Source organism: uncultured Bradyrhizobium sp. (assembly GCF_947648125.1).
Classification (GTDB): domain Bacteria; phylum Pseudomonadota; class Alphaproteobacteria; order Rhizobiales; family Xanthobacteraceae; genus Bradyrhizobium.
This window is the reverse complement of the sequence record NZ_CANSMR010000021.1, coordinates 29,853-56,518: the sequence shown is the minus strand read 5'-3', so window position 1 is coordinate 56,518 and position 26,666 is coordinate 29,853. Positions and strand designations below refer to the sequence as shown.

The window sequence follows — 26,666 nt, the reverse complement described above, 5'->3', positions numbered from 1 at the left end:
CTCCTGCGGACCAGGCGTCACAGCGCCAACACCTCCGGGGCTGGCAGAGGGTTGGTCCGTTGGCGCTGTGAGCCGGCACAGCCGCGACATCGATCAGGGAGGAGCGCCGATGTCGCGGCCAGCGATCATTGACCGGCGGCCGGCAGCTCGGCGTAGTTGCCGTCCTTGTCGCGGCGGTACACGACGTAGTCGATCAGGGTGATGTCACCCTTCGGCGTGTAGCTGATGTTGCCGAGCACGGTATCCCAGTTTCCACTCTTGATGGTCGCTGCGATCTTCCTGGCGTCCGTGGTCTGGGCGCGGGTAACGGCCTGGCTCCAGATCTGGAACGCGGCATAGCTGTAGAGCGTGTAGCCGTCCGGATCGATGCCCTTGTCCTTGAACTTCTTCAAGGTCGCGGCTGCGGTCACCTTCTTGCGCGGATCGGGCGAGAAGGTGAACAGCGAGCCCTCGGCAAGCGGACCTGCGATCGCGGCGAACTGCTTGTCGACCAAGGCGTCGCCGCCCATCAGCACGGCATTGACGCCCTGCTCGCGCATCTGGCGCAGGATCAATGCCGCCTCGGCGTAGTAGCCACCGACATAGACGAAATCGATCGATTCCTTCTTGAAGCGGGACACCAGCGCGGCAAAATCCTTGTCGCCCTTGGTGTAGGCTTCATAGAGCTTTTCCTTCACGCCCGCCGCGTTGATGGCGTTCTTCGTTTCGTCGGCAAGGCCTTTGCCGTAGGTCGTCTTGTCGTGGATGATCGCGACGTTCTTGGTCTTGTAGTTCTTGATGATGTAGGCGGCCGCGACCATGCCCTGCTGGTCATCCCGGCCGCAGACGCGGAACGTGTTCCACAATCCGCGCTCGGTGAAGAGCGGGTTGGTCGAACCCGGCGTGATCTGCAGCACATTACCTTCGGCATAGGCGTCCGAGGCGGGAATCGAGGTCGACGAGCAGAAGTGCCCGACCACGAACGGAATCTTCGCGCCCGCCATCTTCTCGGCAACCGACACCGCCTGCTTCGGATCGCAGGCGTCGTCGCCGACTTCCAGCTTCAGCTTCTTGCCGAGCACGCCGCCCGCCGCATTGATGTCGGCGATGGCGAGGTCAGCACCGTTCTTGAACTGCTGGCCGAAGCTCGCCTCCGAGCCGGTCATCGGCCCAACCACGGCAACACTGATATCCTGGGCCATGGCCGCGCCGGACAATGCCAGGCTCGCGCCAAGCGCAAGAAAGTATCCTCGAAGTGCAAACTTCATCATATTCTCCTTGATGGTCTCAAGTCGCCTCAATGCATCGCAATCGACTGGTATCGCCGGCCGCAACGATCACCGGGGGCTGCCTTGTATGCGCGCGATGAGCAGCAGGCTCGGACTGAGGCGACGGGGAATTGGACATATGCGACATTGGGCAACAATGTGAAACACGTTGCCGTGCATTGGCGCCTGGAATCGTCCTGTGTGCGCGACAGCACATAGCTGGTGATGGTTCGATCACGGCCGCACCAGCGGCTCGGACGCTGCCGGCTTGACGTCGGCTCCGACCGGTGCTGCCGCCTCGACAGCGCCTTTCAGCTCGATCTCGTAGTAGCCGCCGACCTTGATCGCGCCCCATTGCGTCGAGACCGCCAGATTGATCCTTTGTCGCGCCGGCAAATCGGCATCGGTGTGCCGGCGGGCGACGCTGCCCTGGCACAGGACTTCGATGTGGGACAGCCGAACGCCGGCCGCATTCCAGAAGTCGAAGTTGAGATGCTGCGGCAGCGGACGGCCGAACACGCCCATCTCCTTGAAGGCGAGCTCGACATCGACATGGCCCGGCCCCGCCATGAAGCTGTAGTAATGACCGCTGATATCATTGGTGATGTTGGCGCGATTGACGCCGGCGCCGAGCACCGTCGGATGATGCGGATCGGTGGACTGTGCCGATGCCGGGGCGGCCAACCCGCCAATGCTGAGAGGCAGGCGCGGGGCCTGCTTCAGGACCATCCTGGGCATGTTCATCATGGTTGGAATGCGGCGGCGCTAGTTCGGGTTGGCGGACAGAGGGCGTGCTTCGTCGCGGTCATCGGAGAAGAGCAAGGGCGTCGACCGCATATCCGCGCCGAGATACGCCTCACCGGCCATCTGATAGTTGGCCGATGCCAAGGCGAGGTGCTGGACGGCAGCATGGACGTCTCGCACGCAGCGTTCGAGCCCGCAGCTCACGTCCACCGCGGCCGAGCCGCCGGCACCGAACATCAGCTCGGTCGCCTGCTTGGCCGTGTTCGCCGCATGGGTCGATGCCAGCCACAGCGTGGCGCGCTCGGCAACGCTGAGCACCTTGCCGGCACTGACGGCCTGCCACGCCTCTTCCAGCTTGCCGTAAAGGAATGCCCGTCCCGAACCCAGCAAGGCCTCGGCGCGGCCGAGATCGGCTTGGATCAGCGCATCTTCACGGAGCAGCTTGCGCGAGCGCGTTGCGATCTTTCGTCCGACAAGCTCGACCAGAGTGTCGATCGCGTGGCGGGCGATGCCGAGCGGCACGGCGGCGAGCGCCGCCCCGAACAGCGCAATGGTCGGAAACGCATAGAGCGGCCCCCGCTCCACCGGCGGTTCGCGGAACGAGAGCGACTGCGTGGATGGCACGAAGGCATCCGCGATCGCATAGTCATGGCTGCCCGTGCCGCGCAGCCCGATACTGTGCCAGGTGTCGAGAATCTCGCATTGCGCGGTCGGAAACAGCATGAAGCGCATCACCGGGGTGCCGTCGGGGCGCAACCGCGGCTGATCTCCGTCGAAGATCCGGCAATTGCCGATCATCCAGCCGGAGTGCTGGCAGCCGCTTCCGAGCGGCCAGCGGCCCGTGACGCGATAACCACCATCGACGATCCTGGCGATCCCGAACGGCCGCAAGGCGCCCGCCGTTCGAACCAGCGGATCGCTGCCATAGATGTCGCGCGCGGCGTCCTTCCCGAGATAGCCGCCGAACACGCCATAGGCGCCCCCGATGGCCATGCACCAGCCGGCGGCACCGTCGGCGCGCGAGATCTCCTCGACCACCCGAACGAGAGTCATGGGGGCAGCCTCCTCGCCACCGATGGCGCGCGGAATCCAGAGGCGAAAGAACCCGGCCTGCGCCATCGCCTCAACCAGCGGGACAGGCAGCCGCCGCGACTGCTCGCTCTCCAGCACCGATGCCTGAACCCGCGGCGCGAGCGCCGCGGCAGCATCGACGAACGACGAGGTGGTGTCTGTCATTGGTGGCCTCACTGCATCGCTATCGGTGGATCGCTCGCGCAGGCGATCACAGGGGGCTGCCTTTTAGGCGACTCAGCGATGCGAGGCTCGGACGGAAGCGACCAGGATTGGGACGGATGCGACATCACACAACAATGTTCGCAATCATTGCATGATCCTTGCCGGAGTTAATTCGGATTCGGAACAAAGATGACGATCTTCAGATCTCGCGACGGCGTGAAGTTGGTGTGCCGCACCTCGAATCGCGTCGGTCCAGTCTTCTTGACGCCTTCAGCGCAGAAGCTGACGAAATTGTTGGGCTCGCCCTTGTCGACGGTGAGGTGAAAGTCGCCGATCGGCGCGGCCCAGTTGGCGCCGGTCGAGAGCACATAGGCAATCGACCGTTCACTGAACGGCGGATAGGGAGCGTGCTTCGTCGCACGCGCCCGCTCGATGGTGCGGATCAGGTCGTCGTCGATGCAATATGACGCAAGAAACTCTCGCGCTTCCGGGTTGTTGCGCCAGTTGTCGGCGCCGATGATCGTCTGCACCGAGCCGCCAACGCTCGGCCGGTAGGTCTGCTCGAACGTGATCTCCCGGCCCGCAGGGAAGGTCTGCGTCCAGGTATAGGCCGAGCGCAACGTCCAGGTCGGCACGAGATGATCCTGCATCGGGCCACCCGACCCGTAGGTCTCGATGGCGCCGATGCCAAGCTTGACGAGCTGCGGCCAGTTCGATTTCGGCAATTTGTCGAGCAGCTCGCCCGCAGGCCCCCTGATCGGCATCAGCGGAATTCCGAGCTTCCGCAGCAGCGCCGTCTGGTCCACGTCGTTCGCGAGCGCCGTCTGTTCGAGATGCGGCGCTGCCGCCCTGCCGTCGACGGTGACGTGGAAATCAAAGATATTCTCGGGATCGTCGGTCGGGAGCCCGATATTCTCGTCGCCCTCCTTGCCGACGATGTCGGGCATCGGGAACGCGATCATGATCGTTTTGTCGGCAGCCGAGGTGTTGAAGAACCGGTAGACGATCCGGATCTGCTTCTCGGAGATGAAGAGATCCTCGGAACGCATCACGATATCGGGGTCCTGCTTGAAGCGAAGTCCCCCGGTTTCGAGCGCGGCGGACGTGTCATTCGCCCGCGCGCACCAGGGCATCAACACGGCAAGCAGAATCAGAAAGGCCCCTTTGGCTATCGGAGGCATGGTCATTCCTTCTCTCTTGATTGGGGGAGAAAACGCGCGGCAGTCAGTCGCATCCGTCTCCTTGAGTGCGGCGAATACCCAACAGGTTCGCGACGGCCGCGATCTTTTCTCTTCGACATCACACAGGATGACAGACTTTGCGAGCGCGCTGATGCGCCCTTAATGATCGGCTGCCTCGCACGACTTCCGATCGCCATGAAGATTGACAAGCGCCTTCTCGAACAATTTCGTTGCACGTTCCGATCCGCCGCGCTCGTTGCAATGGCGGTCAGCGCGGCAGCCGCGACATCAGCACCGGAAAGCGCGATCGGTTGGGATGCGAAGAACGGCTACCTCAAATGCGACGGCGCGATCGACGGCAGCATCGCCTGGCCGTCCGCGCCACAGGCGGCCTGCATCGCCATGCTGATGTGCGCGAATGAGCGCGCGCTGTCCGCAGAGCGTCACCAGCGGCTGATCGAACAGATCCGCCGGGTGCCGGGTTGCGGAGAGCCGTAAGAAGCGGTCGGGCGACACAACGGCAATTCAGCCGTTCGGTCAGGAACGCCGCGGCACCGCGCGAATATCCGACGGCGTCACGCCGTAGTGCCGGCGGAAGGTGCGGTTGAAGTAGGACAGATCGCCGAACCCGACTTCGAACGCAATCGTGCCGATGGCGCTGCGGCTGTGGCGCGGATCGGTCAGCAGATGATGCGCGCGCGCCAGACGCTGGCCGAGCACGAATTCCGAGAATGTCGAACCCGCGCTCTCGAACAGCCGCTGGATATGGCGCGGCGTGAGCTTCAGCCGGGCGGCCACCGCGGGCAGCGTGAGGTCGCCATAGCTGAGATTGTCGCTGATGTCGGCCTTGACCGCGGCGAGCCGGGCAGCCGCCAGTCCGCCGTCTTCCGCGGCAACCGCCGCATCCCGGTTGGCGCCGATGATCAGCGCGCCGAGATCGATCAAATGCTTGACGACGGCGCCGCGCAACTCGGGAGTCGAAAGCTGGTAACTGTCGTCGAGCTCCCTGATGTAAAGCGCCAGCAGGCGCATCGCCTCCGTGTTCGCCGGCAGAGGGCGGATCAGCATGTCTTCGGGATCGTTGACCAGCGAGGCCAGCGCCTTGCGCGGCAACCGGAGACCGACGAAGCGGCTCGGCGACACCGGCACCACCATGTTGCCGGCTTCCGCGCTCGACTGCAGCACGGCCTGGCCCGGGCCGAGCTCGATATCGCGGCCGCGCTGCGAGGCACGGGTGTTGCCGCTCGTGATGATCGTCAGCACCAGGTCGTCGGTGCCGTCGAGCAATTCGCGCGGTCTTGCGATCTTGAGATTGCTGCACGCCCAGGATCCGATGCCGAGCCCGGACAATTCGCGCACATTCGCTTCGGCATGAAACGCGCCGTCGTCGAGCGGCTCCGGATCGAGCTTGACGATCATCCGCCCGATCTGCTCGCGAAAGATCGGCAAGCGATCGCGCTCGCCAAAATGCGCGGTCGAGAATCGAAACCCTGTGATATCGCCCGACTGCATTGTCATCGGCTCGCCCTCATTGCAGCGGAAGTCGCCGCTCATATACGGCTGATTTGTGGCGGCGCACACCGCAGCATGGGCGCCATGCAGCGCAGCTGCAAACGTGAACCTTTCGCGGGTTCCGCCGATGCTTCGATCTGACAAGTGTCAAGGGTTGCGCATAAGCTTCGCAAATACGCGCTTGGTGCAGCGCGCGCGAAATTGCTCTGGTCTTGTTGTGTTTGTTGCGCCCGAATTCGCGAGCGGGACTAAAATGGTCCTCGCTCCGATAAGCCCGAAGACGTCGTCGGCATCGGAGCGCGGATAATTATAATTGACTGACCGGACGGTCAATAGTAATCCGGTCGCAGGTCATGCGACCTCGGTCATCAGAAGCCGCAACGGGAGGTAATCATGGTCAGCGATTTGGTGTTGACCGATATCCGCGCCGGATATCGCGTCCTGACGCTCAACAGGCCCGACCGCCTGAATTCATTCAGCGCCGATCTGCACGCCGTATTGATGGCCGCGCTGATTGCAGCCGAGCAGGACAAATCCTGCCGCGCGTTGATCCTGACCGGAGCGGGACGCGGATTCTGTGCCGGGCAGGATCTTTCGGACGGCGTGTTCACGCCGGGCGAAACGCCTGATCTCTCGGTGCCGATCGAAAAATACTACAACCCGCTGGTGCGCAAGCTGCGCAGCATTCCGATGCCGGTCGTGTGCGCCGTCAACGGCGTGGCCGCGGGCGCCGGGGCGAATGTGGCCCTTGCCTGCGATATCGTGATCGCCGCGCGATCGGCCAAGTTCATTCAGGCCTTCGCGAAGCTCGGCCTCGTCCCGGATTCCGGTGGCACCTGGTTCCTGCCGCGGCTCGTCGGCACAGCGCGGGCTCGTGCGTTGACCATGCTCGCCGAACCGATCTCCGCGGAGCGGGCGGAGACATGGGGCATGATCTGGAGAGTGGTCGAGGACTCCGACCTGATGACGGAGGCCCACGCCCTCGTCGCCTCGCTCGCGACGCAGCCGACCGATGGTCTTGCGTTGATCAAGCAGGCGCTCGATGCCTCCGAGACCAACACGCTCGATGCGCAACTTGATCTCGAGCGCGACATGCAGGGCCGCGCGGGCCGGTCGGCGGACTATGCCGAAGGCGTCACCGCGTTCCTCGAAAAGCGCACGCCGCGCTTTGTCGGACGAGCCTAGAATTGAACGTTGCGCCCGCAAGGCAAGACGCATCATTGATCACAAAGTCAGAGGATTCGATTTCGATGACACAGCCTCAATCCAGCGGCGCACGGACGGCAGACACCGTCATGAAACTCGACAGCTTCGTTCGCGGAAAATGGTCCGGCACAGCCGAACCGGCTACCGAGATTCGCAGTGCCGTCACCGGCGATGTAGTGGCGCTCGCGACCAGGAGCGACCTCGACATGCGCGAGATCCTCGCCTATGGCCGCACGGTCGGCGGCAATAACCTCCGCAAACTGTCGTTCCACCAGCGTGCGGGCCTGCTGAAGACGCTGGCCGACTATCTGAGCCAGCACAAGGACCGGCTCTACAAACTTTCGCTCCATGCGGGCGCAACCCGCAGCGACGCCATGATCGACGTCGATGGCGGCATCGGTACGCTGTTCGCCTATGCCAGCAAGGGACGCCGCGAGCTTCCGAACACCAGGTACCTGCTCGACGGCAACGTCGAGGGGCTCTCCAAGGGCGGCGCATTCGCCGGTCAGCACATCGTCACGCCGTTGCACGGCGTTGCCGTGCATATCAATGCGTTCAACTTTCCGTGCTGGGGCATGCTGGAGAAACTGGCGCCCGCGCTGCTCGCCGGCGTTCCCGTCGTCACTAAGCCCGCGACCGTCACCTCCTATATCGCCTACGAGCTGGTGCGGATGATCACCGAGTCCGGCGCACTGCCGGAAGGCGTCCTGCAGTTCATCGTCGGATCGACCGGCGACCTGTTCGACCATCTCACCTGCCAGGACGTGGTGTCCTTCACCGGCTCGGCCGATACGTCGCAGAAACTACAGCGGCATCCCATCGTCGCGCGCGAAGCGGTCCGCTTCATCGCCGAGCGGGATTCGCTCAACGCCGCGATCCTCGCGCCGGACGCCGTGCCCGGAACCCCCGAGTTCGACCTCTTCATCAAGGAAGTGGCGAAGGAGATGACGGTCAAGGCCGGGCAGAAATGCACCGCGATCCGCCGCGCATTGGCGCCATCAGCGCAGATCGACGCCGTCGTCACGGCGCTGCGCGAGCGTCTCGCCAAGGTCACGATCGGCAATCCCGAGAACGAGAAGGTCAGGATGGGACCGCTGGTCGGCCTCGCCCAGCGCAGCGATGTGCTCGCCCATGTCGCGAAGCTTCGCACCGAAGCCGAACTGGTGGCCGGCGATCCCGACAACTTCGAGCTGGTCGACGCCGACGCCAAGCGCGGCGCGTTCGTTCCGCCGCTGCTGCTGCATTGCGCGAAACCGCTCGCCGCAACCGCGGTCCACGAGATCGAGGCGTTCGGGCCGGTCTGCACCGTGATGGGCTATGACGATCTCGACCAGGCCATCGCGCTGACCAATCGCGGCGGCGGCAGCCTGGTCGCATCGGTCTACACCCACGACATCCCGGCCGCGACCGAGCTCGCGTTCGGCATCGGCAGTTTTCACGGCCGTGTCGCGATCATCGATCGCGACTGCGCGACCGAGCACACCGGACATGGCTCGCCGATGCCGCAGATGGTTCACGGCGGACCGGGCCGCGCCGGCGGCGGCGAGGAACTGGGCGGTGTCCGCAGCCTCCAGCACTATATGCAGCGCACCGCGTTGCAGGGCTCCCCTCGCATGCTGAGCGGCGTCACCGGCCGCTGGTTCAAGGGCAGCCCAATGCTCGAAGGTGACCTGCACCCGTTCCGCTATCACTACGACGATCTCGAGATCGGCCGCACGCTGGTTTCGAAGTCGCGGCAGATCACGCTCGACGACATCGAGCACTTCGCGCATTTCACGGGCGACACCTTCTACGCCCATATGGACGAGGAAGCGACCAAGGGGCACCCGTTCTTCCCGGGCCGCGTCGCGCATGGCTACCTGCTGCTGTCGTTCGCGGCCGGCCTGTTCGTCGATCCCGATTACGGACCGGTGCTGGCGAATTACGGTCTCGACTCGCTGCGCTTCGTCAAGCCCGTGCAGCCGGGCGAACAGATCCAGGTACGGCTAACCGCGAAGGAGAAGACGCCACGCAACAAGCAGTATGGCGAGGTGCGCTGGGACGTCGAGATCACGACAGGGACCGGTGAGACCGCGGCGACCTACGAGCTTCTGACGATGAACGCGATGCGGGCTTAGCCGCCCGCTTCAGAGCAGTTCGGCCTGCCGGTTGCGGCCGGCGGGCTTTGCCTTGCTGCGCGGCCGGGTGGCGGCCGCCTCCGCGGCACCGGCCAGCACCAGCTGCGCGACGAAGTCGGCGTATTCGGCGCGGGTCATCGGCCCGCCGTCGCGAAACCACATATAGTGCCAGTTCAGCATGCCGAAGACGCTCATCGTCAGCGGCTTGAGGACGCGCTTCTGCTTCGCTGCCGGCACGGCCGCAGCGAGCGCATCCGACATGATCCCGACCAGGATCCGCTCGCTCGCAAGCAGCGGCTGCTGCTTGTCCTTCGGCAACAGCTTGAGACTCGCGATCTGGACCTGATGCTCGGCGTCGGCATGCCGGTAGAGCTCGAGCAGGGTCGCCACGATCGTCCTGAAACGCTCAACCGGATCGCCGGCCGACACGCTCGCCTTCCGAACCGCCGCCACCAGCTTCTCGAGATGCAACGACAGGATATCGAAAAGGATCGCCTCCTTGTCAGGGTAATAGTGATAGAGCAGCGCCTTCGAGACACCGCAGGCGTCGGCAATGGTGTTCATCGATGTGCCGACATAGCCCGATGCGGCAAACAGCTCGGCCGAGCGATGCAGCATCGAGAGGCGCTTGTCGTCGTAGTCCTTGGCGCGCGATCGGGCCATGTCTTTCCGTTCCACCAGCCGGCTAGTCGGCTCTCGTCCAGAGATGTGAATTAAATGACGGCAAAAATTCCGAGACCACCGCCCTGCTTGCGCGGGGCCGCGTCCGAACCAGCATTTATTGACCATCCGGTCGAATAATTCCATGGCTGAGTTGGAATGGCGCCTCCCCGGGCCGCTAGTCGAGCTTGAACGGCTCCGATCCGGGATAGGAATGGGCGACGAACTCGCAGAAGGCGCGGGCCGCCGGTGAAAGCGTCGCGTTGCCCTTCCAGGCAAGCCCGACATCCATGGTATGGACGTCGTCATCAAGCGTCTTGAGCTCGATGCGATGTCCCTCGAGCGACCAGGGACGGTAGACCATGTCTGACAGGATGGTGATCCCCATCCCGGTCGCGACCATGCTGCGGACGGCCTCCACCGACAGGGTGCGGAAGATGACGTTGGGCACGTGCGCGGTGTGCTGCCAGTAGCGCATTGCGGAGCGCTCGGCTTCATCAACGGTCAACATCAGATAAGGCTCGCTCGCGAGGTCGGTCAGCTTGATGTTGTCCTTGCGCAGCAGTGGATGATTGACGCATGTCCATAAGCGGCGCGCCGAGCGCAACAGCAGCCGCGAGCGAATGGAGTGGCGGTCATGCAGGTTCGCGATCAGCATGATGGCCGCGTCGACGCTGCCGCTGATCAGGCTTTGCTCGATCGCATAGCGTTGAAACTCATGCAGCCGAACCGTGATGCCTGGAAACGATCGCCAGAATCGCGTCAGCAATGGCGGCAGGAAATATCCGGCAACGGTATAGCTCACGGCCACGTCGACGGTACCGTCGACCTGTGTTCCCCAGCGATGCGGCCCCCGCGTCGCATCTGACACGCTCGCCTCGATCGCGCGGGCGCGCTGCAAGAACTCGTGACCGTCAAAAGTCAGCGTCACGCCGTTGGAATGGCGGTCGAACAATTTGCGGCCGAGCTCGGCCTCGAGCGCCTTGATGGATGACGTGACCGCCGATTGCGTCACGTTGAGAGCTGCCGCGGCAGCGGAAACGCGTCCGCTCTCCGCCGTCGCAATGAAGTGCCGAACCTGACGGAACGTCAGAGACATAAAAATTTCCGATATCAGCGAACGATATTTCGAATTTTACAATCCCGCGACGGAACGGAAAGATCAATCCGTCGGTTCCGGGTGAGAAGGCGTTGAGATGATGTCCGAAGGTTTGGAATTGGTCGCGCGCGGTGTCAGCGTCCAATTCGAAGGCCTGAAGGCGCTGTCCGACGTTACACTGGCCGTGCCGCGGGGGCATATCGCCGGACTAATTGGCCCCAATGGGGCCGGCAAGACCACCCTTATTAATGTATTGACCGGTTTCCAGCCGGTCGGCGCGGGCACCGTGGAGCTGGAAGGCGAACCGCTCAACGGCATTGCAGCGCACTTGCTGCGACGCAAAGGCGTGGCGCGGACCTTCCAGTCAGGCCGCCTTTTCCGCGACCTGCCCGTCATGGACAACCTGGAAGTGACCGGCGTCGGCCTCGGCCAAGGCCGTCCCGACGCGATCAGCGAGGCCGAGCGGGTGATGGCCTGGCTCGGCATCTCGCATCTCGCCAACAGCATTGCCGGCGCGCTGCCGTATACGGACGAGCGCCGCGTTGCCATCGGCCGCGCCATCATGTGCACGCCGCGATATCTGCTGCTCGACGAACCGGCGGCGGGCATGTCGGAGCATGAGAGCCACGAGCTCGCCGCCATCATCCGCAGGATCGCGTCCGAGCTCAATGTCGGCGTGCTGCTGATCGAGCACAATATCGGCCTCGTGCTGGAGCTCTGCGAGCGCATCTTCGTGCTCGATTCCGGCGAGATCATCGAAGTCGGCCCGCCCGCCCAGATCCGCAACAGCGATGCCGTGCGGCATGCCTATATGGGCACGCAGCGCGACGAATTGATTCCACCGGTCGCAGCCGAAGCGGCCGTGGCGTCATGACCGCACTCGTCGTCGACGACATCACGGTCAGCTATGGGCGCCTCACGGCACTCCGCGGCGTGACATTGACCGTCGACGAAGGCGAAATCCTGTTCGTGACCGGCCCCAACGGCGCCGGCAAGTCGACGCTGCTCAACGCCATCGCAGGCGTCGTGCCGCCGGGCTCCGGCTCCATCCTGATCGACGGCGCGAGGATCACCGGTGCCGCGCCCGAAGACATCGCCCGGCGTGGGTTTTCGCTGGTGCCGGAAGGACGCAACGTCTTCGGCGCGCTGACGATCGAGGAGAACCTGAAGGTCGGCACCGGCATGCGCGCCGACCGCAAGACAATCGCCGGCGACCTGGACCGGGTCTACCAGGAATTCCCGATGCTGGCCGAGCGCCGCCACAGCCCGGCGGGCATGCTCTCCGGCGGCCAGCAGCAGATGCTGGTCATTGGCCGCGCGCTGATGGCCGCGCCCCGCATCATGGCGATCGACGAGCCGTCGCTGGGACTCGCGCCGAAGATCATCGACCAGGTCTACGAGATCCTGCTGCGACTGCGGGCACAGCGCAAGCTCACGTTGCTGATCGTCGAGCAGAGCTCGACGCGCGCCATGATGACGGGCGGGCGGATGGTCCTGATCCGCGGCGGCCGTATCGTGCTCGAGGGCCCCGCCGCCGACATGGTCAGGGATGATCGCCTGAAGCAGACCTATTTCGGCTTCGGAGATCACTGAGATGCGCGAGTTGCTCCAGATCATCTTCGACGCGCTGAGCCTCGGCAGCCTGTATGCGCTGGGCGCGCTCGGCATCGCCCTGATCTTCGGCGTCATGCGGCTCGTCAACTTCGCCCACGGCGATTTCATCGCCTTCTGCGTCTTCGCCATGCTGTGGCCGTCGATCGATGCCGCGGCGATCGTGTTTGCCGGTCAGTTGCCGTTCTATCTTTTGATCCCGCTGCTGCTGCTGATCGGCGCCGCGCTGTCCATTCTGTCGGAGGTCGTCGTCTTCCGCCGCTTCCGCAACGCCAATCCGGCGACGATGATGATCGCGTCCTTCGCGCTCGGCTTTGTCATCCGGCATCTCCTGCTCATGCTGTTTTCCAGCCGGCCGAAGTCGATCACGCTGTGGCCGAGCCTCGGCCTGCCGGTCGAAGTCCTCGGCGCGCACATCCCGATGCTTCAGGTCGTGACTATCATCATCACGCTGGCCGTGCTTGTGATCCTCGTCCTGTTCCTGAAGCGCACGCGCTACGGCCTCGAGATGCGCGCGGCGGCCGATAATTTCACCATGGCGCGCATGCTCGGTGTCCGCGCCAACGGCGTGATCCTGCTGGCCTTCGCCATCAGCGGCATGCTGGCGGCGGCGATCGGCCTGATCCTGGCGACCAATTCCGGCACCGCCGACATCGGCATGGGCGCCAACGTGATGCTGATCGCGTTCATCGCGACCGTGATCGGCGGCCTCGGTAGCATTCCCGGTGCCGTTGCCGCCGGCTTCCTGATCGGTGCGGCCAGCGTCGTGTTCCAGGCGACCTTGCCGCACGACGCCCGCGTGTTCCGCGACGCTTTCGTCTACGGCGCCGTCATCGTCATCCTTCTGGTGCGGCCGCAGGGCCTGTTCGCACCGAAATCCGCCAAGCAGAGGGTCTGATCGATGTCGCAGCGGCCGTCCGTCATCCGGCAAACGATCATCACGCCGATCGTGCTGATCGTGGCGCTGCTCATCATGGCCGCCCTCTCCTATCAGTTCGGCAGCCGGGCCTTCAACCGCACCGTGGTCGAGATGTTCATCAACATCATGGTGGTGGTCGGCCTCTATGTCTTCGTCGGCAATTCGGGCCTGCTGTCGTTCGGACATATCAGCTTCATGTGCCTCGGCGCCTACATGACCGCCTGGCTCACCATTCCGCCGGTGATGAAGTCGATCACGCTCAAGGGCCTGCCGGCGTGGTTGCTGCACGCGCAACTGCCGATGTGGGTGGCGACGCCGATCTCCGGTCTGTTTGCCGCGCTGTTCGCGCTGATCGTCGGGCGCGTCATCATGCGCCTGTCGGGCATTGCCGCCTCGATTGCGACCTTCGGCCTGCTCGGCGTCATCAACAATGTCTATTCGAACTGGGATTCGGTGACGGGCGGACAAGGTTCGATCGTCGGCATTCCGCCCACCATGAATGTCTGGACCGCATGGATCGGCGGCGCCGTGGCCATCGCGATCGCCTATCTCTATTCGATCTCGCGCTCGGGGCTCGCGCTGCGCGCCACGCGCGACGAAGCTGTCGCCGCCAGCGCCTCCGGCATCGACATCGTCCGCGAACGGCTGATCGCCTTCGTCGTCAGCGCCTTCATCATCGGGCTCGCCGGCGCGCTGTACGCGCATTTCCTGAGCATCGTCAATCCGGGCGCATTCTATCTGCGGACCACCTTCATCACGCTGTCGATGCTGGTGGTCGGCGGCATGTACAGCCTCAGCGGCTCGGTCTCGGGCGTGGTCGCGATATCGGTGCTGATCGAGCTGTTCCGTGATCTCGAGAAGGGCATCAGCCTGGGCGGGCACACCGTCGGCCTGCCCAACGGCGTGCAGGAGATCGCGATCGGCATCATCACCATCGTGATCCTGATGTACCTGCCGACGGGATTGACCCGCAACCGGGAGTTCTCCTGGCGCCGATGGCCGTTGCAGCGGCGCCTGACCCGGCCCGTCCAGACCGCACTGAAAGAACTGCACTGACGCTCGTTTGCAAAATTGGAGGAGTGGCATATGCGCTTTACGACATTACTCGGCATTCTGGCCGGAGCATCCGCGCTCTGGTTCACGCCGGCCCAGGCGGCCGACGAGATCGTCGTTGGTTTTGCGACCGCGGCATCCGGATTCATGCAGGCCTATGACAAGCCGGCGCAGGACGCGGCGCTGATCCGGATCGATGAGATCAACAAGGCCGGCGGCCTGCTCGGCAAGAAGATCAAGCCGGTGTTTGCCGACACCAAGACCGATCAGGCCGAAGGCGCCAAAGCCGGCCTTGCGGTGCTCGACCAGGGCGCCGATCTCGTGATCGTCTCCTGCGACTACGATTACGGTGCGCCCGCGGCGCTGCAGGCGCAGGCCGCCGGCAAGGTTTCCTTCTTCCTCTGCGCCGAATCGATCAAGGCCGGCATTCCCGGCGTCGGCCCGTTCTCGTTCTCGGCCTCGGTGCTGGCACCGGTGCAGGGCGCAACCATGTCGGAATGGGCGTACACCAAGAAGAACGCGCGCAGCTTCTATCGGCTGCTCGACAGCTGGACCGTCTACAACAAGGGCATTTGTGACGGCTTCGACTGGATGCTGCCGCGCCTGAAGGAGGCCAAGCTGGTCGGCAGCGACACCTTCAAGAACGATGACGCCTCGATCGCTTCGCAGATCACGCGCATCAAGAGCCTGCCGAAGGAACCCGACGCCATCATGCTCTGCACGATGATGCCGGGCGCCGTCTCCGCCATTAAGCAGATCCGCGCCGCCGGCATCAAGTCGATGATCCTCAATGGCTCGGGCGTCGACGGCAGCTACTGGTTGAACGCCGTTCCGGATCTGTCGAACTTCTATGTTCCCGTGCAGGGCTCTGTCTACGGCGACGATCCGAACCCGAAGGTCAACGAGTTCAACAAGAAGTACAAGGAAGTCACCGGCGGCGACCCGTCCAGCCAGTACGTCTATCCGGGCTACGTCCTGATCGATGTCTGGGCCAAGGCGGTCGAACGCGCCAAGTCGACCGATGCGGCACCCGTCGTCGCCGAACTCGAGAAGATGAAAGACGAGTCCACGCTGTTCGGGCCGCGCACCTTCACCAAGGACATCCACCACCAGAACCAGGGCCGTTACCTGATCGTCGACACCGAGGCCGGCAAGCCGAAGGTAATCGACCAGTGGACGATCTCGGACAAGATCCCGCTCGATTATCTGGTGTCCAAGTAACCCGGCAACGCGCCGCCCCGGGTGCGCCGGACGCACCCCGGGGCGGCGGCGACGGTCGTATGCAAAGCCAGTTGGAAGGAAATCAGGAGATGGTCGTGATCAACTGCGACATGGGTGAGGCCTACGGCCTCTACAAGATGGGCGACGACAAGGCATTGATGCCCCATATCGACGTCGCCAACGTCGCCTGCGGCTTTCATGCCTCCGACTTCAACCACATGCGCAAGACCGTGCAGCTCGCCAAGGAGTTCGGCGTCAAGGTCGGCGCGCACCCCTCGCTGCCGGATCTGCAGGGATTTGGCCGCAGGGAGATGAAGATCGGCCGCGAGGAGCTGACCAACTGCCTGCTCTACCAGATCGGCGCCCTCAAGGCCTTCCTCGATGCCGAAGGCATGGCGCTCAATCATATCAAGCCGCACGGCGCGCTCTACGGCATGGCGTCGCGCAGCGAGGACATCGCCGAAGCCGTGGCTGACGCCGCCGATGTCTACAAGGTGCCGCTGCTCGGCATGAAGGGAACGCTGCACCAGCAGGTCTACGAGCGCCGCGGCCACGCCTTCGTCGCCGAGTACTATGCCGACCTCGACTACAATGCCGATGGCAGCCTGATCATCACCCGCGAGCACGAGGCGAAAGACCCGGCCGAGGCCGCCACTCGCTGCGCGAGAGCCGTCAACGAAGGCAAGACGCGTACGGTGGCGGGAAACGACATCGTGGTCGGCGCCGATTCGATCTGCATTCACTCCGACACGCCGAACGCCGTCGCCATCGCGGAGGCCGTCCGCGAAGCGGTTCGCCCCTATCTCACCGCACGCTGAGCCGTCGCGGCAAAGAAACCAATCACCGTACGAGGAAACCATGGCAACGCAGCAGATCTTCTCGCCGCTCCCAGGCATCTTTTACCGCAAGCCCGCCCCCGACAAGCCGGTCTACAAGAACGACGGCGACGTCGTCGCGGAGAGCGACACGATCGGGCTGATCGAGGTGATGAAATCGTTCAATGAGGTGAAGGCCGGCGCCGCCGGCAAGATCGTTCGCTTCCTGGCCGAGAACGAGGATGCCGTGATGGCCGGCCAGCCGATCGCCGAAATCGACGTTTGAGCCCCGACCAACCATGGCGATCAAGAAGCTCCTCATAGCCAACCGTGGCGAGATCGCGGTGCGCATCATCCGCGCAGCGCGCGATCTCGGCATTGCGACCGTTCAGGTCTACAGCAAGGCCGACAAGGATTCGCTCGCGGTCAAACTCGCCGACGAGTCGGTCGATATCGGTCCGCCGCAGGCGTCGAAATCCTATCTCAACCGGGCGGCCATCCTCGCTGCTGCGCAAGGCTCCGGTGCCGACGCCATCCACCCCGGCTACGGCTTCCTCGCCGAGAATGCCGAGTTTGCGGCCACGGTCGAAGCGGCCGGATTGATCTTCGTCGGGCCGACCGCGCAATCGATCCGGCTGATGGGCGACAAGGTCGCGGCGCGCGAGGCCGCCGCTTCGGCCGGCGTGCCGACCGTCCCAGGCAGCCAGGGGCGGCTGGAATCGGCGGACGCGGCCTTCGCGCTGGTCGAGAAAAACGGTTTCCCTGTCATGATCAAGGCCGCCGCCGGCGGCGGCGGACGCGGCATTCGCATCGCGCGCTCCGCCGAGGAATTTCATCATCTGATGCCGCAGGCGCAGGCCGAGGCGCTCGCGGCCTTCGGCGACGGCGGGCTCTACGTCGAGAAGCTGATCGAAGGCGCGCGGCACATCGAGGTCCAGGTGCTCGGCGATGGACGCGATGTGATCCATTGCTTCGAGCGCGAATGCTCGTTGCAGCGGCGCCGCCAGAAGGTCTGGGAAGAAGCCCCCTCGCCCTCGCTCACCCAGACCGTGCGTGAAAAACTCTGCACGTCGGCCGTGGCGCTTGCCAAGGCCGTCAACTACCGTGGCGCCGGGACGCTCGAATATCTCTACGATGACAGGACCAGCGAATTCTACTTCCTCGAGATGAACACCCGCATCCAGGTCGAGCATCCCGTCACCGAAATGGTCACCGGCATCGACCTCGTGCGCGAGATGATCCGGATCGCAGGCGGCGAGCCCTTGCGCATTCGTCAGAACGAAGTGCGCGTCAGCGGCCATTCGATCGAGGTCCGCATCAACGCCGAGGACCCCGCCAGGAATTTCCTGCCCAATCCGGGTACGGTCAGCGCGCTCAGCGTGCCCGGCGGCGATGGTGTGCGCTTCGACAGCATGCTCTATCAGGGCTACACGGTGCCCCCGTTCTACGACAGCCTGCTCGGCAAGCTCATCGTGCACGACAAGGATCGGCCAAGCGCGATCAGAAAGCTCGAGCGCGCGCTCGCCGAACTCAGCGTCGAAGGCATCTTCACGACAAAGCCCCTGCACCAGGCGCTGGCGCGCGACGCCGACGTCAAGGCCGGACGCTTCCATACGGCATGGCTCGAACCGTGGCTGGAGTCCCATGCCGCCGGCCTTGCCACCGGTCAGCCGCCATTGGCCGTGAAAGTCGCGCCATGATGGCGAGAGATTCCGCCCCGTCAGCAACAGGAGGCCGCTAGTCATGCAAACTCGATTTTCCTTCGGCGGCGACGAGCACATTTTCGCCGAGGTCGGCGAAGCGATGTCGCTCGAGGCCTTTTTTAAGAGCCTCTTCATCACCAATGCGGTGCGCGACGCCAAGATCAAGGGCGTCACCGAGATCTGCCCCGCCAACGCATCCTATCAGGTCAAGTTCGATCCGGATCAGATCAAGCCGGACGATCTCCTGACCGAGCTGAAGCGGCTGGATTCCGCATCCGAGAAATCGGAACCGGTGATCAAGACGCGGATCATCGAGATTCCCGTGCTCTACAACGATCCCTGGACGCATGAGACATTGATGCGCTTCCGCGAGCGTCATCAGGATCCGAACGGGACCGACCTCGAATACGCCGCGCGCATCAACGGCCTCGATGGCGTCGACGCCTTCATCAGGGCGCATTCCAGCGCGCCCTGGTTCGTCTCGATGGTCGGCTTCGTCGCCGGCCTGCCCTTCCTCTACCAGATGGTCGAGCGCAAGCGGCAGCTTCAGGCGCCGAAATATCTGCGCCCGCGCACCGACACGCCGAAGCTTACCGTCGGACATGGCGGCTGCTTCAGCTGCATCTACTCGGTGCGCGGCGCCGGCGGCTATCAGATGTTCGGCATCACGCCGATGCCGATCTACGATCCCAATCAGAACATCAGCTATTTGCGCGACTTCATGTGCCTGTTCCGACCGGGCGACATCGTGAAGTGGAAGCCGATCGACCGGGCGGCCTATGACGCAGCGGTCGCCGACGTCGACGCCGGCCGCTTTGCGCCTGTGATCCGCGACGTCTCGTTCTCGCTGACCGAGTTCAACCGCGACGTTGATGCCTACAACGCCAAGCTCGATGGAGTTCTCCATGGCCGTTAAGGTTTTGAAGCCGGGTCTTGCGACCACCGTCCAGGATCTCGGACGTCCGGGCTATTATCACATCGGCATCCCGCTCTCCGGCGCCATGGACCGTCACGCGCTGGTCGCGGCCAATTTGCTGGTCGGCAACGACCCAGGTGCGGCCGTGCTCGAGGCCGTGTTCATGGGACCCGAGCTGGAATTCACCGCGGACGCGACCGTCGCGGTCACCGGCGCCGAGCTGCCGCCGAAACTCGACGGCGAGCCGCGGGAAACCTGGACCAGTTTCAGGGTGAAGCGCGGCCAGATCCTCTCCTTCGATTTCCTCAAGCAGGGCGCGCGCGGCTACATCGCAGTCGCCGGCGGCATCGACGTGCCCGTCGTCCTCGGCTCGCGCTCGACCTACGCGCTCGGCGCGCTCGGCGGCTTCAAGGGCCGCAAGCTCGAGGCCGGCGACGAGCTGCCGATCGGCAGTGCGGCCGCGACAGGCAGGGACGGACGCAGCGTTGCCAGGGATTTGCGCGGACAGCCGGCAGGGATACCGACGGAACTGCGCGCCATGCCCGGTCTCTACTGGCACCGCATCACCGAGGCGGCCGGCGACGGCTTCTTCTCGGACACCTGGAAGGTGGCGCCGGAGGCCGACCGGATCGGCTACCGCTTCAAGGGCGGCAAGCCGCTCGAATTCGTTCCGCGCGAACCGCCGTTCGGCGCCGGCTCCGATCCGTCCAACATCACCGATGCCTGCTATCCCTACGGCTCGATCCAGGTTCCCGGCGGCACCGAACCGATCGTGCTGCATCGTGACGCAGTCTCCGGCGGCGGCTACTTCATGGTCGGGACCGTGATCGCCGCGGACATGGATCTCATCGGCCAGCTGCAACCCAACACGCCGGTGAAGTTCGTCAAGGTCGACATGAACCAGGCGCTTGCGGCCCGCAAGAGCCGGTCGGAGTTGCTGGGCAAGCTGCACAACGCACTGGCGTAGCCGCCAGCAGCTGCGTCGCTATCCGCCAAAGACCGCGGCCACCGATCCGGGGTGACCGCGCGTATTCCAGGCTTCGGGCCGTCGGTTGCGGCCTCTACGCCTGATATCGACGTCACCGCGAGCACCGCACCTGTCGGCACGAGAGTTGCAACGAATGCAGCCGGGCTGAGAAACACCGCTCATGAGTTAGGCAACATCGGAACAACCGCGATGTCCGTTTCTCTGAAACAGATCCGCTACTTCGTCGCCGCCGCCGAGACCGGGCGCATCAGCCAGGCGGCCATCGACCTCAACGTCTCGCAATCCGCGGTCACCGCGGCCATTCAGCAGCTCGAAGCGACCGTCTGCGCCCGCCTGCTGGAGCGCGCGCCGAACGGCGTGACCGTCACCATGGAGGGCAGCCGCTTCCTGTCCCAGGGCCGTCAAATCCTCGCCGCCGTCGCCGAAGCGGTGCGGAACACGCAGATGTCGGCGGGGCCGCTGTTCGGGACGATCCGCATCGGCGTCACCTACACCGTGTCGGGCTATTTCCTGCCGCGCCACCAGAAACGCTTCCAGGCAAGCTTTCCCGGCATCACGATCGAGCTGTTCGAGGCGCCGCGCGACGTGCTCGAGCGTGCGATCGTCGACGGCGCACTCGATCTCGCGGTGATGCTGGTCTCCAACCTGCGCGACAACGCCAAGCTGACCAGCGAGACTCTGCTGCGATCGCCGCGCCGCCTGTGGCTTGCGCCCGAGCATCCACTGACCCGCGCCGAGCGGGTCCATCTCGCCGACATCGCCACCTACCCTTACGTCATGCTCACGGTCGACGAGGCCAAGCACACCTCGATGCGCTATTGGAGCAACGCCTCGCTCGAACCGAACACGATCTTCCGCACCTCCTCGGTCGAAGCCGTGCGCTCAATGGTCGCGGGCGGCATGGGCATCGCCATTCTCTCCGACCTGATCTACCGGCCCTGGTCGCTTGAGGGACAGCGGATCGACACCCGCGTCATCGAGGACGAGGTGCCCAGCATGGATATTGGTCTTGCCTGGCGGCGCGACACCAGGCAGTCGGACGCCGCGACCGCGTTCCGCGATTTCATGCGCTTTGCGGTGGCGGGCGTCGGGCCGGCCCGGCCTCCGGTCGGCATGGATCACCGGCACCAGGCCGAGGAGGCGATCGAAATCTAGAATATCTGTTTCCGTTTTATTCGACTTGACGCCGTCCGGCAGTCCTCGCCAAACTTTGGCCGGGACACGACGACCGGAGGCACAGCCGGCGGCGGGGAGTGAGACATGCAAGTCACCCATACGACCAACGACATCCCGTCGCAGACCCGCCGCCAGTACTGGCAGGAGGTCGTCTCGAAGACTTACTACTCGCTCGACCTGCGCTTCCCGAGCACGCGCGACTTCAATGCGCGCCTCGGTGCCTGGTCGATGGGCCCCCTCTCGGTCTCGCGAAACATCGCCAACGGCCTGCTGTACAAGCGCCATGAACGGCACCTCCTAAGCGAGCGCGAGGAATCCTTCCTGATCACGGTGCCCGAACTCGCCGAAATCCGTTTCGAGCAGGACGGCAAGGTCGTGCACTGCCGGCCGGGCGCGTTCCTGATCGAGCGCAGCCACCTCCCCTACGAGTTCAGCCATCAGGATCCGACGGCGCTGTGGTGTCTGAAGATCCCGAGCGCGGTGCTGCGCAGCCGGATTTCGCGGCCCGAGCGTCTCGCCACGCTGCAATTCGACGCCAGCCGCAGCGTCGGCGCGCTGTTCGTCGACACGCTGCGCCTCTCCGGTGAGCGGATCGAGGAAATGGACGAGACGGCGCGCGCGATGATGGGCAAGCACCTCATCGAGCTGCTTGCGATGGCCATCGAATCCGACGACCGTGTGCTGACCGGCCACTCGTCCTCGGTGCGCAATGGCCATCTGCTGCGCTGCGAGCAGTTCATCCGTGCTCGCCTCGACGACATGCGGCTCACGCCGCAGATGGTCGCCGACGGCTGCGGCATCTCGCTGCGCTATCTGCACCAGATCTTCGAGGGTGAGGGCCTGACCGTCTGCGCCTACATCCGCAACCAGCGGCTATCGATGTGCGATGCCCTGCTGCGCGATGCGAGCTGCCGCAAGAGCATCTCCGAGATCGCCTACCAATGGGGCTTTGCCGACCAGGCGCAATTCAGCCGCAACTATCGCGGCCGGTTCGGCTGCACCCCGAGCGAGGCGCGCGCCACCTCGCGCGCCGGCAACGCCTGAACACGGCAGCGCGACCGCACCCACCTGACCGTTTGGCTGACCGCTTCCCGGGCAACCCGCCGCCGGTCCGGGCACGCGTGGCCCGCCATGCGGTTCGCTCTCTCGCACAAGCCTTCCTGCGCTCAGCGTCAAGAAGGCGGGCCGCCGCTCTGCCTAAGATCAGCGAAACGCTTGTTCGAAAGGAAGACGCATGGTGCAGGACCTTCGTGTGGCTGTCGATGTCGGGGGCACGTTCACCGACATCTGCATTATGGACGAGACGACCGGTCTCATCCGCATCGAGAAGACCTCCTCCACGCGCGATCCGATCGAAGGCATCATGGGCGGCGTGTCCAAGGCCGGCATCGATCTTTCCAGGGTGGCGCTGTTCTCGCACGGCACGACGGTCGCCACCAACGCGCTGATCACCCGCCGCCTGCCCCGCACCGCCGTGGTCACGACCAAGGGGTTCCGCGACGTCATCGAGATCAGGCGCGCCAACAAGGAAGACCTCTGGGACACCTACAAGGACGTTGTGCGGCCCTACGTGCCGCGGCGCGATCGCCTGACCGTGCCCGAGCGCGTCGATGCCGGCGGCAAGGTGATCGAACCGCTCGACGTCGAGGCCGCGCGCGACGTGGCCCGCATCCTCAAGCGTCGCGGTGTCGCCGCGGTCGCAGTCTGCTTCATGAACGCCTACCTCAACGGCGCCAATGAGCGCGCGATGCGCGACATCCTGCTGGCGGAGATGCCCGACATTCCGGTGTCGATCTCCTCGCAGGTGCTTCCCGAGATCTTCGAGCACGAGCGGTTCTCGACCACGGTCGCCAACGCCGTCGTGAGCCCGGTCGTGGTCAACTATACGAGCCGGCTCGGCGAACGCCTTGCGCACGAGGGCTACACCCGCGACCTTCTGCTGCTGCACACCGGCGGCGGGGTGATGACGCCGGCGAGCGTCAAGGACTTCGCGGCGCGCCTCGCCGGCTCCGGCATCGCCGCCGGCGCCATCGCCAGCCGCTATATCGCCGGCCTGTGCGGCTTTCCCAATTCGATCGGCCTCGACATGGGCGGCACGTCCACCGACGTGTCGCTCGCCTATGAGGGCCGCTCGCGCGTCACCAAGGACTGGCATATCGAATTCGGCTATCCGATCCGCTTCGCCTCGATCGAGGTGCTCACCATCGGCGCCGGCGGCGGCTCGCTGGCCTGGACCGACCCGGCCGGCTCCCTGCGCAACGGGCCGCAATCGGCCGGCGCCCATCCGGGACCTGCCTGCTACGGCAACGGCAACACCCAGCCGACCAACACCGATGCCAACGTGACGCTGGGCCGGCTCGGCACCGACCTCGCCGGCGGCAAGGTGAAGCTCGACCCCGAGCTGGCGCGGAAAGCCGTCGAGAGCGGCGTCGCCAAGCCGTTCGGCCTCGGCCTGCACGAGGCCGCAGACGCCATCGTCAAGGTCGCCAACGCCAACATGTCGGATGCGGTGCGGCTGATCTCGATCAGTCGCGGCTACGACCCGCGCGACTTTGCGCTGGTGGCGTTCGGCGGCGCCGGCGCCCTGCATGGCGTCGACGTCGCGCGCGAGCTGTCGATTCCCGTCGTGATCGTGCCGCCCAACCCCGGCGTGACCTCCGCGCTCGGATGCCTGCTCGTCGACATGCAGCACGATTTCTCGCAGAGCTGCATGGTCGACGCAGCCGACGCCGACGCCGCCGAGATCGAAGCGCAGTTCGCCGAACTTGAGAAAGCCGCGCTCGCGCGGCTGACCCATGAGGGCGTCGCGCAGCAGGATATCGTGCTGCAGCGGTCGATCGACATGATGTACCGCGGCCAGTGGCGTTCGCTCGCGGTGAACGCACCGCAGCCGATCGGCGCGATTGCCGACCTGGTGCAGAGCTTCCACGCCGAGCACCAGCGCGAATACAATTTCCGCCGCGACAGCGCGCCGGTCAGCTTCTTCCGTCTCAATCTGAAGGCGGTCGGAGTGGTTCCCAAGGCCGAATTTGCCGTTCACAAGCCAACCGGCGCTAGCCCCGAGCCGGTTAGCCGCCGCAGGGTCTGGTTCGAGGGCAGCGGGCTCGATACGCCCGTCTATCAGCGCGACGACCTGCCCTGCGGCTTCTCCTTTCAAGGCCCCGCGATCATCGAGCAGCTCGATGCGACCACCGTCGTGCCGCCCGGCGCCGCCGCCGAGGTCGACAAATATCTCAACATCATCATCCGCGTGAAGGAGTGAACCATGGCCGGAGCTCTCCCGCTCGACCCCGTAACCTTCGAGGTTCTGAAGAATTCCTTCATCACCAGCGTCGACCAGATGGGCGAGCAGGTGCTGCGGACCTGCTACTCCTTCGTCATCTATAACCGCGACTTCTCGAGCGCGCTGCATGACGCCAACGGCGAATGTGCGGCGCAAGGCAACCAGGATATCGCCGTCCACGTCGGCACGCTGCATTTCACCTGCAAGGACGTGATGCGCCATTTCGAAGGCGACATGCATGAGGGCGACGTCTTCGCGATCAACGATCCCTATGCCGGCGGCACGCATTTTTCCGACGTGCGGCTGATCCGTCCGATCTTCGCCGACGGCAAGATCATCGCCTTCAGCCAGTCCAACGGGCACTGGTCGGACGTCGGCGGCAGCGTGCCGGGATCGTTCGACGTCGCCGCCCGCGAGATGTTCCGCGAGGGCCTGCGCATCACGCCGGTCCGCCTGTTCGACAAGAACGGCTTGCGCAAGGACGTCGCGCATCTGATCGCCTCCAACACCCGCGACCCGGCCTCGATCATCGGTGATATCCAGGCACAGGCCGAAGCAACCGCGGTCTGCGAACGCGAGATCCTGCGTCTGGTCGGCAAATACGGCCGCGATACCGTCGAGACCGGGCTTGCCGCCGTGCAGGACTATGTCGAGCGCTCGGCACGCCAGCGCATCGCAGCGCTCCCTGACGGCGAATGGGAAACCGTCGACTACATCGACCGCGATCCGGCCGGCGGCGAAGGCATGATCCCGATCCGCATCAAGATGACGATCAAGGGCGACCGCGCGATCTACGATTTCACCGGTAGCCATCCGACCATCGGCTCGATCTACAACTCGGCGTTCGGCGCGACCTTTTCCGCGGTCGCCGCCGGCATGAAGACCTTCTTCCCCGATCTGCCGCTCAATTCGGGCTTCTACCGCTGCTTCGAGATCATCGCCCCCGAAGGCTCGATCGTCGATGCCAAATGGCCGATCGCAGTCACCGGCTTCCTGATGCCATTCGAGAAGATCATGAACTCGATCTACGAAATGTGGTCGAAGCTGATGCCGGAGCGGGCGCTCGCCTGCGCCTTCAATCTCGAATATCTGCTCACCGGCGGTCTCGACGCCCGCAGCACCGACAAGCCGATCTTCATGTTCTACGACTGGCTGCCCGGTGGCTGGGGCGGCCGCAACGGCAAGGACGGCAGCAATGTCACGACCGCCTGCTTCGGCACCGGTCTGATGTCACAGCCGGTCGAAGGCCAGGAGCGCGCCAACCCGATCCTGACCACCGAATGCGAGATCCTCAAGGACTCGCCCGGCCCCGGCAAATGGCGCGGCGGCGCCGGTGTGGTGAAGACGTCGCGGATGCTGCAGGCCGAGAAGACCGTGATCTCCTATATCTGCGACCGTGAGCGCGCCATCGTGTGGGGCATCGAGGGCGGCCTGCCGTCGATGCCGCACGGCCTGACCCTGAAGCGCGCCGGCAGCGCGGCCGAGGAGCGATTGGGCTCGATCTTCTCGGACGTGCCGATCGGCGAAGGCGACGTCTTTTCGCGTCCGACCGCCGGCGGCGGCGGGTTCGGCGATCCGCTGGAGCGCGATCCGAACCTCGTGATCGAGGACATCAAGGACGACTATGTCTCGGTCGAGCGTGCCGCCAAGGACTATGGCGTCGTGGTGCACACCATCGACGCCGAGCTCTGCAACTACGAGGTCGACAAGGTCGCGACCGCTGCGCTCCGGACCAAGATCCGCTCCGAGCGCGTCGCCAATGTCCGATTCGATCCGGAAATGGTGGCGCAGCGCTACCGCAACGGAGAGATCAACGCGTTCGACGTGATCCGCAGCCACGCGGTGATCCTCGACTGGGGCACCGGCGCGCTGCTTCCCGAATCCACCCGTCAATTCCGCGAAGCATTCGAGCGGCGCTCGGTCGCGATGTGGAAAGCGGGCTGATCGTCACCGGCAGCCGCGCCGGCAGACGGCGCGGT

The 26,666-nt window shown here is 64.7% G+C and carries 24 protein-coding genes; 17 read left to right on the top strand and 7 right to left on the bottom strand.

Going from position 1 to position 26,666, the window contains the following annotated elements:
- Window positions 1–125: 125 nt before the first annotated feature.
- The 4 genes from Q0030_RS29370 to Q0030_RS29355 all read right to left on the bottom strand — a co-directional run bounded on the left by Q0030_RS29370 (window position 126) and on the right by Q0030_RS29355 (window position 4,414).
- Window positions 126–1,247: a branched-chain amino acid ABC transporter substrate-binding protein gene (locus Q0030_RS29370; RefSeq protein ID WP_298375131.1), complete on the bottom strand. Its 1,122-nt coding sequence runs from the start codon at window positions 1,245–1,247 to the stop codon at window positions 126–128.
- A gap of 234 nt (window positions 1,248–1,481) precedes the next feature.
- Complete coding sequence (locus tag Q0030_RS29365) at window positions 1,482–1,985, bottom strand: hypothetical protein (RefSeq protein WP_298375129.1); 504 nt, start codon at window positions 1,983–1,985, stop codon at window positions 1,482–1,484.
- 27 nt (window positions 1,986–2,012) lie between these two features.
- Window positions 2,013–3,227, bottom strand: a complete 1,215-nt coding sequence (locus tag Q0030_RS29360; RefSeq protein WP_298375127.1) for an acyl-CoA dehydrogenase family protein — start codon at window positions 3,225–3,227, stop codon at window positions 2,013–2,015.
- A 167-nt stretch (window positions 3,228–3,394) separates the two neighbouring features.
- A complete protein-coding gene (locus Q0030_RS29355; RefSeq protein ID WP_298375125.1) occupies window positions 3,395–4,414 on the bottom strand; it encodes a DUF4424 domain-containing protein in 1,020 nt (339 codons plus the stop codon).
- A gap of 156 nt (window positions 4,415–4,570) precedes the next feature.
- Between Q0030_RS29355 and Q0030_RS29350 the strand changes: the two genes are divergently transcribed.
- The gene (locus Q0030_RS29350) at window positions 4,571–4,906 is read left to right on the top strand and encodes a hypothetical protein (RefSeq protein WP_298375123.1); all 336 of its coding nucleotides are present in this window, start codon (window positions 4,571–4,573) and stop codon (window positions 4,904–4,906) included.
- 39 nt (window positions 4,907–4,945) lie between these two features.
- Here the strand turns inward: Q0030_RS29350 and Q0030_RS29345 are convergent, their stop codons facing one another.
- Window positions 4,946–5,926, bottom strand: coding sequence for an AraC family transcriptional regulator (locus Q0030_RS29345; RefSeq protein WP_298375121.1), 981 nt, complete (start codon window positions 5,924–5,926; stop codon window positions 4,946–4,948).
- Window positions 5,927–6,313: 387 nt separating this feature from the next.
- Here Q0030_RS29345 and paaG point away from each other — a divergent pair, with 387 nt between their 5' ends.
- Together paaG and paaZ are read left to right on the top strand one after the other, a co-directional pair.
- Entirely contained in the window at window positions 6,314–7,105 is a 792-nt protein-coding gene (gene paaG, locus Q0030_RS29340) for a 2-(1,2-epoxy-1,2-dihydrophenyl)acetyl-CoA isomerase PaaG (RefSeq protein ID WP_298375120.1), read from the top strand.
- 110 nt (window positions 7,106–7,215) lie between these two features.
- Window positions 7,216–9,243 carry a phenylacetic acid degradation bifunctional protein PaaZ gene (paaZ, locus tag Q0030_RS29335; RefSeq protein WP_298375318.1) on the top strand — a complete coding sequence of 676 codons (2,028 nt, stop codon included), beginning with the start codon at window positions 7,216–7,218 and terminating at the stop codon, window positions 9,241–9,243.
- Window positions 9,244–9,252: 9 nt separating this feature from the next.
- Here the strand turns inward: paaZ and Q0030_RS29330 are convergent, their stop codons facing one another.
- Together Q0030_RS29330 and Q0030_RS29325 are read right to left on the bottom strand one after the other, a co-directional pair.
- On the bottom strand, window positions 9,253–9,906 hold the full coding sequence (locus tag Q0030_RS29330) for a TetR/AcrR family transcriptional regulator (protein ID WP_298375118.1): 654 nt from the start codon (window positions 9,904–9,906) through the stop codon (window positions 9,253–9,255).
- A gap of 175 nt (window positions 9,907–10,081) precedes the next feature.
- Window positions 10,082–11,002 (bottom strand): LysR substrate-binding domain-containing protein, encoded by a 921-nt coding sequence (locus tag Q0030_RS29325; protein ID WP_298375116.1) that lies wholly within the window; start codon window positions 11,000–11,002, stop codon window positions 10,082–10,084.
- Window positions 11,003–11,102: 100 nt separating this feature from the next.
- On the opposite strand from Q0030_RS29325, the gene Q0030_RS29320 reads away from it, so the two are divergent.
- The 14 genes from Q0030_RS29320 (at window position 11,103) to Q0030_RS29255 (ending at window position 26,631) form a co-directional block, all read left to right on the top strand.
- A complete protein-coding gene (locus Q0030_RS29320; RefSeq protein WP_298375115.1) occupies window positions 11,103–11,876 on the top strand; it encodes an ABC transporter ATP-binding protein in 774 nt (257 codons plus the stop codon).
- Window positions 11,873–12,595 carry an ABC transporter ATP-binding protein gene (locus Q0030_RS29315; RefSeq protein ID WP_298375113.1) on the top strand — a complete coding sequence of 241 codons (723 nt, stop codon included), beginning with the start codon at window positions 11,873–11,875 and terminating at the stop codon, window positions 12,593–12,595. Before Q0030_RS29320 ends, Q0030_RS29315 begins: the two co-directional genes overlap by 4 nt.
- A gap of 1 nt (window position 12,596) precedes the next feature.
- On the top strand, window positions 12,597–13,511 hold the full coding sequence (locus Q0030_RS29310) for a branched-chain amino acid ABC transporter permease (RefSeq protein ID WP_298375111.1): 915 nt from the start codon (window positions 12,597–12,599) through the stop codon (window positions 13,509–13,511).
- 3 nt (window positions 13,512–13,514) lie between these two features.
- Window positions 13,515–14,588 carry a branched-chain amino acid ABC transporter permease gene (locus Q0030_RS29305; RefSeq protein WP_298375108.1) on the top strand — a complete coding sequence of 358 codons (1,074 nt, stop codon included), beginning with the start codon at window positions 13,515–13,517 and terminating at the stop codon, window positions 14,586–14,588.
- A 30-nt stretch (window positions 14,589–14,618) separates the two neighbouring features.
- Window positions 14,619–15,806 carry an ABC transporter substrate-binding protein gene (locus Q0030_RS29300; RefSeq protein ID WP_298375105.1) on the top strand — a complete coding sequence of 396 codons (1,188 nt, stop codon included), beginning with the start codon at window positions 14,619–14,621 and terminating at the stop codon, window positions 15,804–15,806.
- A gap of 89 nt (window positions 15,807–15,895) precedes the next feature.
- Window positions 15,896–16,624 carry a LamB/YcsF family protein gene (locus tag Q0030_RS29295; RefSeq protein WP_298375102.1) on the top strand — a complete coding sequence of 243 codons (729 nt, stop codon included), beginning with the start codon at window positions 15,896–15,898 and terminating at the stop codon, window positions 16,622–16,624.
- Between the two features lie 40 nt (window positions 16,625–16,664).
- A complete protein-coding gene (locus Q0030_RS29290; RefSeq protein WP_021082329.1) occupies window positions 16,665–16,907 on the top strand; it encodes an acetyl-CoA carboxylase in 243 nt (80 codons plus the stop codon).
- A 13-nt stretch (window positions 16,908–16,920) separates the two neighbouring features.
- On the top strand, window positions 16,921–18,321 hold the full coding sequence (locus Q0030_RS29285) for an acetyl-CoA carboxylase biotin carboxylase subunit (protein ID WP_298375097.1): 1,401 nt from the start codon (window positions 16,921–16,923) through the stop codon (window positions 18,319–18,321).
- Window positions 18,322–18,364: 43 nt separating this feature from the next.
- Window positions 18,365–19,240, top strand: coding sequence for an allophanate hydrolase subunit 1 (locus Q0030_RS29280; RefSeq protein WP_298375092.1), 876 nt, complete (start codon window positions 18,365–18,367; stop codon window positions 19,238–19,240).
- A complete protein-coding gene (locus Q0030_RS29275; protein WP_298375090.1) occupies window positions 19,230–20,207 on the top strand; it encodes a biotin-dependent carboxyltransferase family protein in 978 nt (325 codons plus the stop codon). The genes Q0030_RS29280 and Q0030_RS29275 overlap by 11 nt, the downstream gene beginning before the upstream one ends.
- 210 nt (window positions 20,208–20,417) lie before the next feature.
- Window positions 20,418–21,383 carry a LysR family transcriptional regulator gene (locus tag Q0030_RS29270; RefSeq protein WP_298375088.1) on the top strand — a complete coding sequence of 322 codons (966 nt, stop codon included), beginning with the start codon at window positions 20,418–20,420 and terminating at the stop codon, window positions 21,381–21,383.
- Window positions 21,384–21,488: 105 nt separating this feature from the next.
- Complete coding sequence (locus tag Q0030_RS29265; protein WP_298375086.1) at window positions 21,489–22,448, top strand: helix-turn-helix domain-containing protein; 960 nt, start codon at window positions 21,489–21,491, stop codon at window positions 22,446–22,448.
- A 193-nt stretch (window positions 22,449–22,641) separates the two neighbouring features.
- Window positions 22,642–24,666, top strand: coding sequence for a hydantoinase/oxoprolinase family protein (locus Q0030_RS29260; RefSeq protein ID WP_363323511.1), 2,025 nt, complete (start codon window positions 22,642–22,644; stop codon window positions 24,664–24,666).
- A gap of 3 nt (window positions 24,667–24,669) precedes the next feature.
- Complete coding sequence (locus tag Q0030_RS29255; RefSeq protein ID WP_298375081.1) at window positions 24,670–26,631, top strand: hydantoinase B/oxoprolinase family protein; 1,962 nt, start codon at window positions 24,670–24,672, stop codon at window positions 26,629–26,631.
- The last annotated feature ends 35 nt before the right edge of the window (window positions 26,632–26,666 follow it).

What these genes read in the sequence shown, in the direction of transcription:
- Q0030_RS29370 (WP_298375131.1), bottom strand. Translation starts at nt 1,247, where the DNA reads ATGAAGTTTGCACTTCGAGGATACTTTCTTGCGCTTGGCGCGAGCCTG.
- Q0030_RS29365 (WP_298375129.1), bottom strand. Translation starts at nt 1,985, where the DNA reads ATGCCCAGGATGGTCCTGAAGCAGGCCCCGCGCCTGCCTCTCAGCATT.
- Q0030_RS29360 (WP_298375127.1), bottom strand. Translation starts at nt 3,227, where the DNA reads ATGACAGACACCACCTCGTCGTTCGTCGATGCTGCCGCGGCGCTCGCG.
- Q0030_RS29355 (WP_298375125.1), bottom strand. Translation starts at nt 4,414, where the DNA reads ATGACCATGCCTCCGATAGCCAAAGGGGCCTTTCTGATTCTGCTTGCC.
- Q0030_RS29350 (WP_298375123.1), top strand. Translation starts at nt 4,571, where the DNA reads ATGATCGGCTGCCTCGCACGACTTCCGATCGCCATGAAGATTGACAAG.
- Q0030_RS29345 (WP_298375121.1), bottom strand. Translation starts at nt 5,926, where the DNA reads ATGACAATGCAGTCGGGCGATATCACAGGGTTTCGATTCTCGACCGCG.
- paaG (WP_298375120.1), top strand. Translation starts at nt 6,314, where the DNA reads ATGGTCAGCGATTTGGTGTTGACCGATATCCGCGCCGGATATCGCGTC.
- paaZ (WP_298375318.1), top strand. Translation starts at nt 7,216, where the DNA reads ATGAAACTCGACAGCTTCGTTCGCGGAAAATGGTCCGGCACAGCCGAA.
- Q0030_RS29330 (WP_298375118.1), bottom strand. Translation starts at nt 9,906, where the DNA reads ATGGCCCGATCGCGCGCCAAGGACTACGACGACAAGCGCCTCTCGATG.
- Q0030_RS29325 (WP_298375116.1), bottom strand. Translation starts at nt 11,002, where the DNA reads ATGTCTCTGACGTTCCGTCAGGTTCGGCACTTCATTGCGACGGCGGAG.
- Q0030_RS29320 (WP_298375115.1), top strand. Translation starts at nt 11,103, where the DNA reads ATGTCCGAAGGTTTGGAATTGGTCGCGCGCGGTGTCAGCGTCCAATTC.
- Q0030_RS29315 (WP_298375113.1), top strand. Translation starts at nt 11,873, where the DNA reads ATGACCGCACTCGTCGTCGACGACATCACGGTCAGCTATGGGCGCCTC.
- Q0030_RS29310 (WP_298375111.1), top strand. Translation starts at nt 12,597, where the DNA reads ATGCGCGAGTTGCTCCAGATCATCTTCGACGCGCTGAGCCTCGGCAGC.
- Q0030_RS29305 (WP_298375108.1), top strand. Translation starts at nt 13,515, where the DNA reads ATGTCGCAGCGGCCGTCCGTCATCCGGCAAACGATCATCACGCCGATC.
- Q0030_RS29300 (WP_298375105.1), top strand. Translation starts at nt 14,619, where the DNA reads ATGCGCTTTACGACATTACTCGGCATTCTGGCCGGAGCATCCGCGCTC.
- Q0030_RS29295 (WP_298375102.1), top strand. Translation starts at nt 15,896, where the DNA reads ATGGTCGTGATCAACTGCGACATGGGTGAGGCCTACGGCCTCTACAAG.
- Q0030_RS29290 (WP_021082329.1), top strand. Translation starts at nt 16,665, where the DNA reads ATGGCAACGCAGCAGATCTTCTCGCCGCTCCCAGGCATCTTTTACCGC.
- Q0030_RS29285 (WP_298375097.1), top strand. Translation starts at nt 16,921, where the DNA reads ATGGCGATCAAGAAGCTCCTCATAGCCAACCGTGGCGAGATCGCGGTG.
- Q0030_RS29280 (WP_298375092.1), top strand. Translation starts at nt 18,365, where the DNA reads ATGCAAACTCGATTTTCCTTCGGCGGCGACGAGCACATTTTCGCCGAG.
- Q0030_RS29275 (WP_298375090.1), top strand. Translation starts at nt 19,230, where the DNA reads ATGGCCGTTAAGGTTTTGAAGCCGGGTCTTGCGACCACCGTCCAGGAT.
- Q0030_RS29270 (WP_298375088.1), top strand. Translation starts at nt 20,418, where the DNA reads ATGTCCGTTTCTCTGAAACAGATCCGCTACTTCGTCGCCGCCGCCGAG.
- Q0030_RS29265 (WP_298375086.1), top strand. Translation starts at nt 21,489, where the DNA reads ATGCAAGTCACCCATACGACCAACGACATCCCGTCGCAGACCCGCCGC.
- Q0030_RS29255 (WP_298375081.1), top strand. Translation starts at nt 24,670, where the DNA reads ATGGCCGGAGCTCTCCCGCTCGACCCCGTAACCTTCGAGGTTCTGAAG.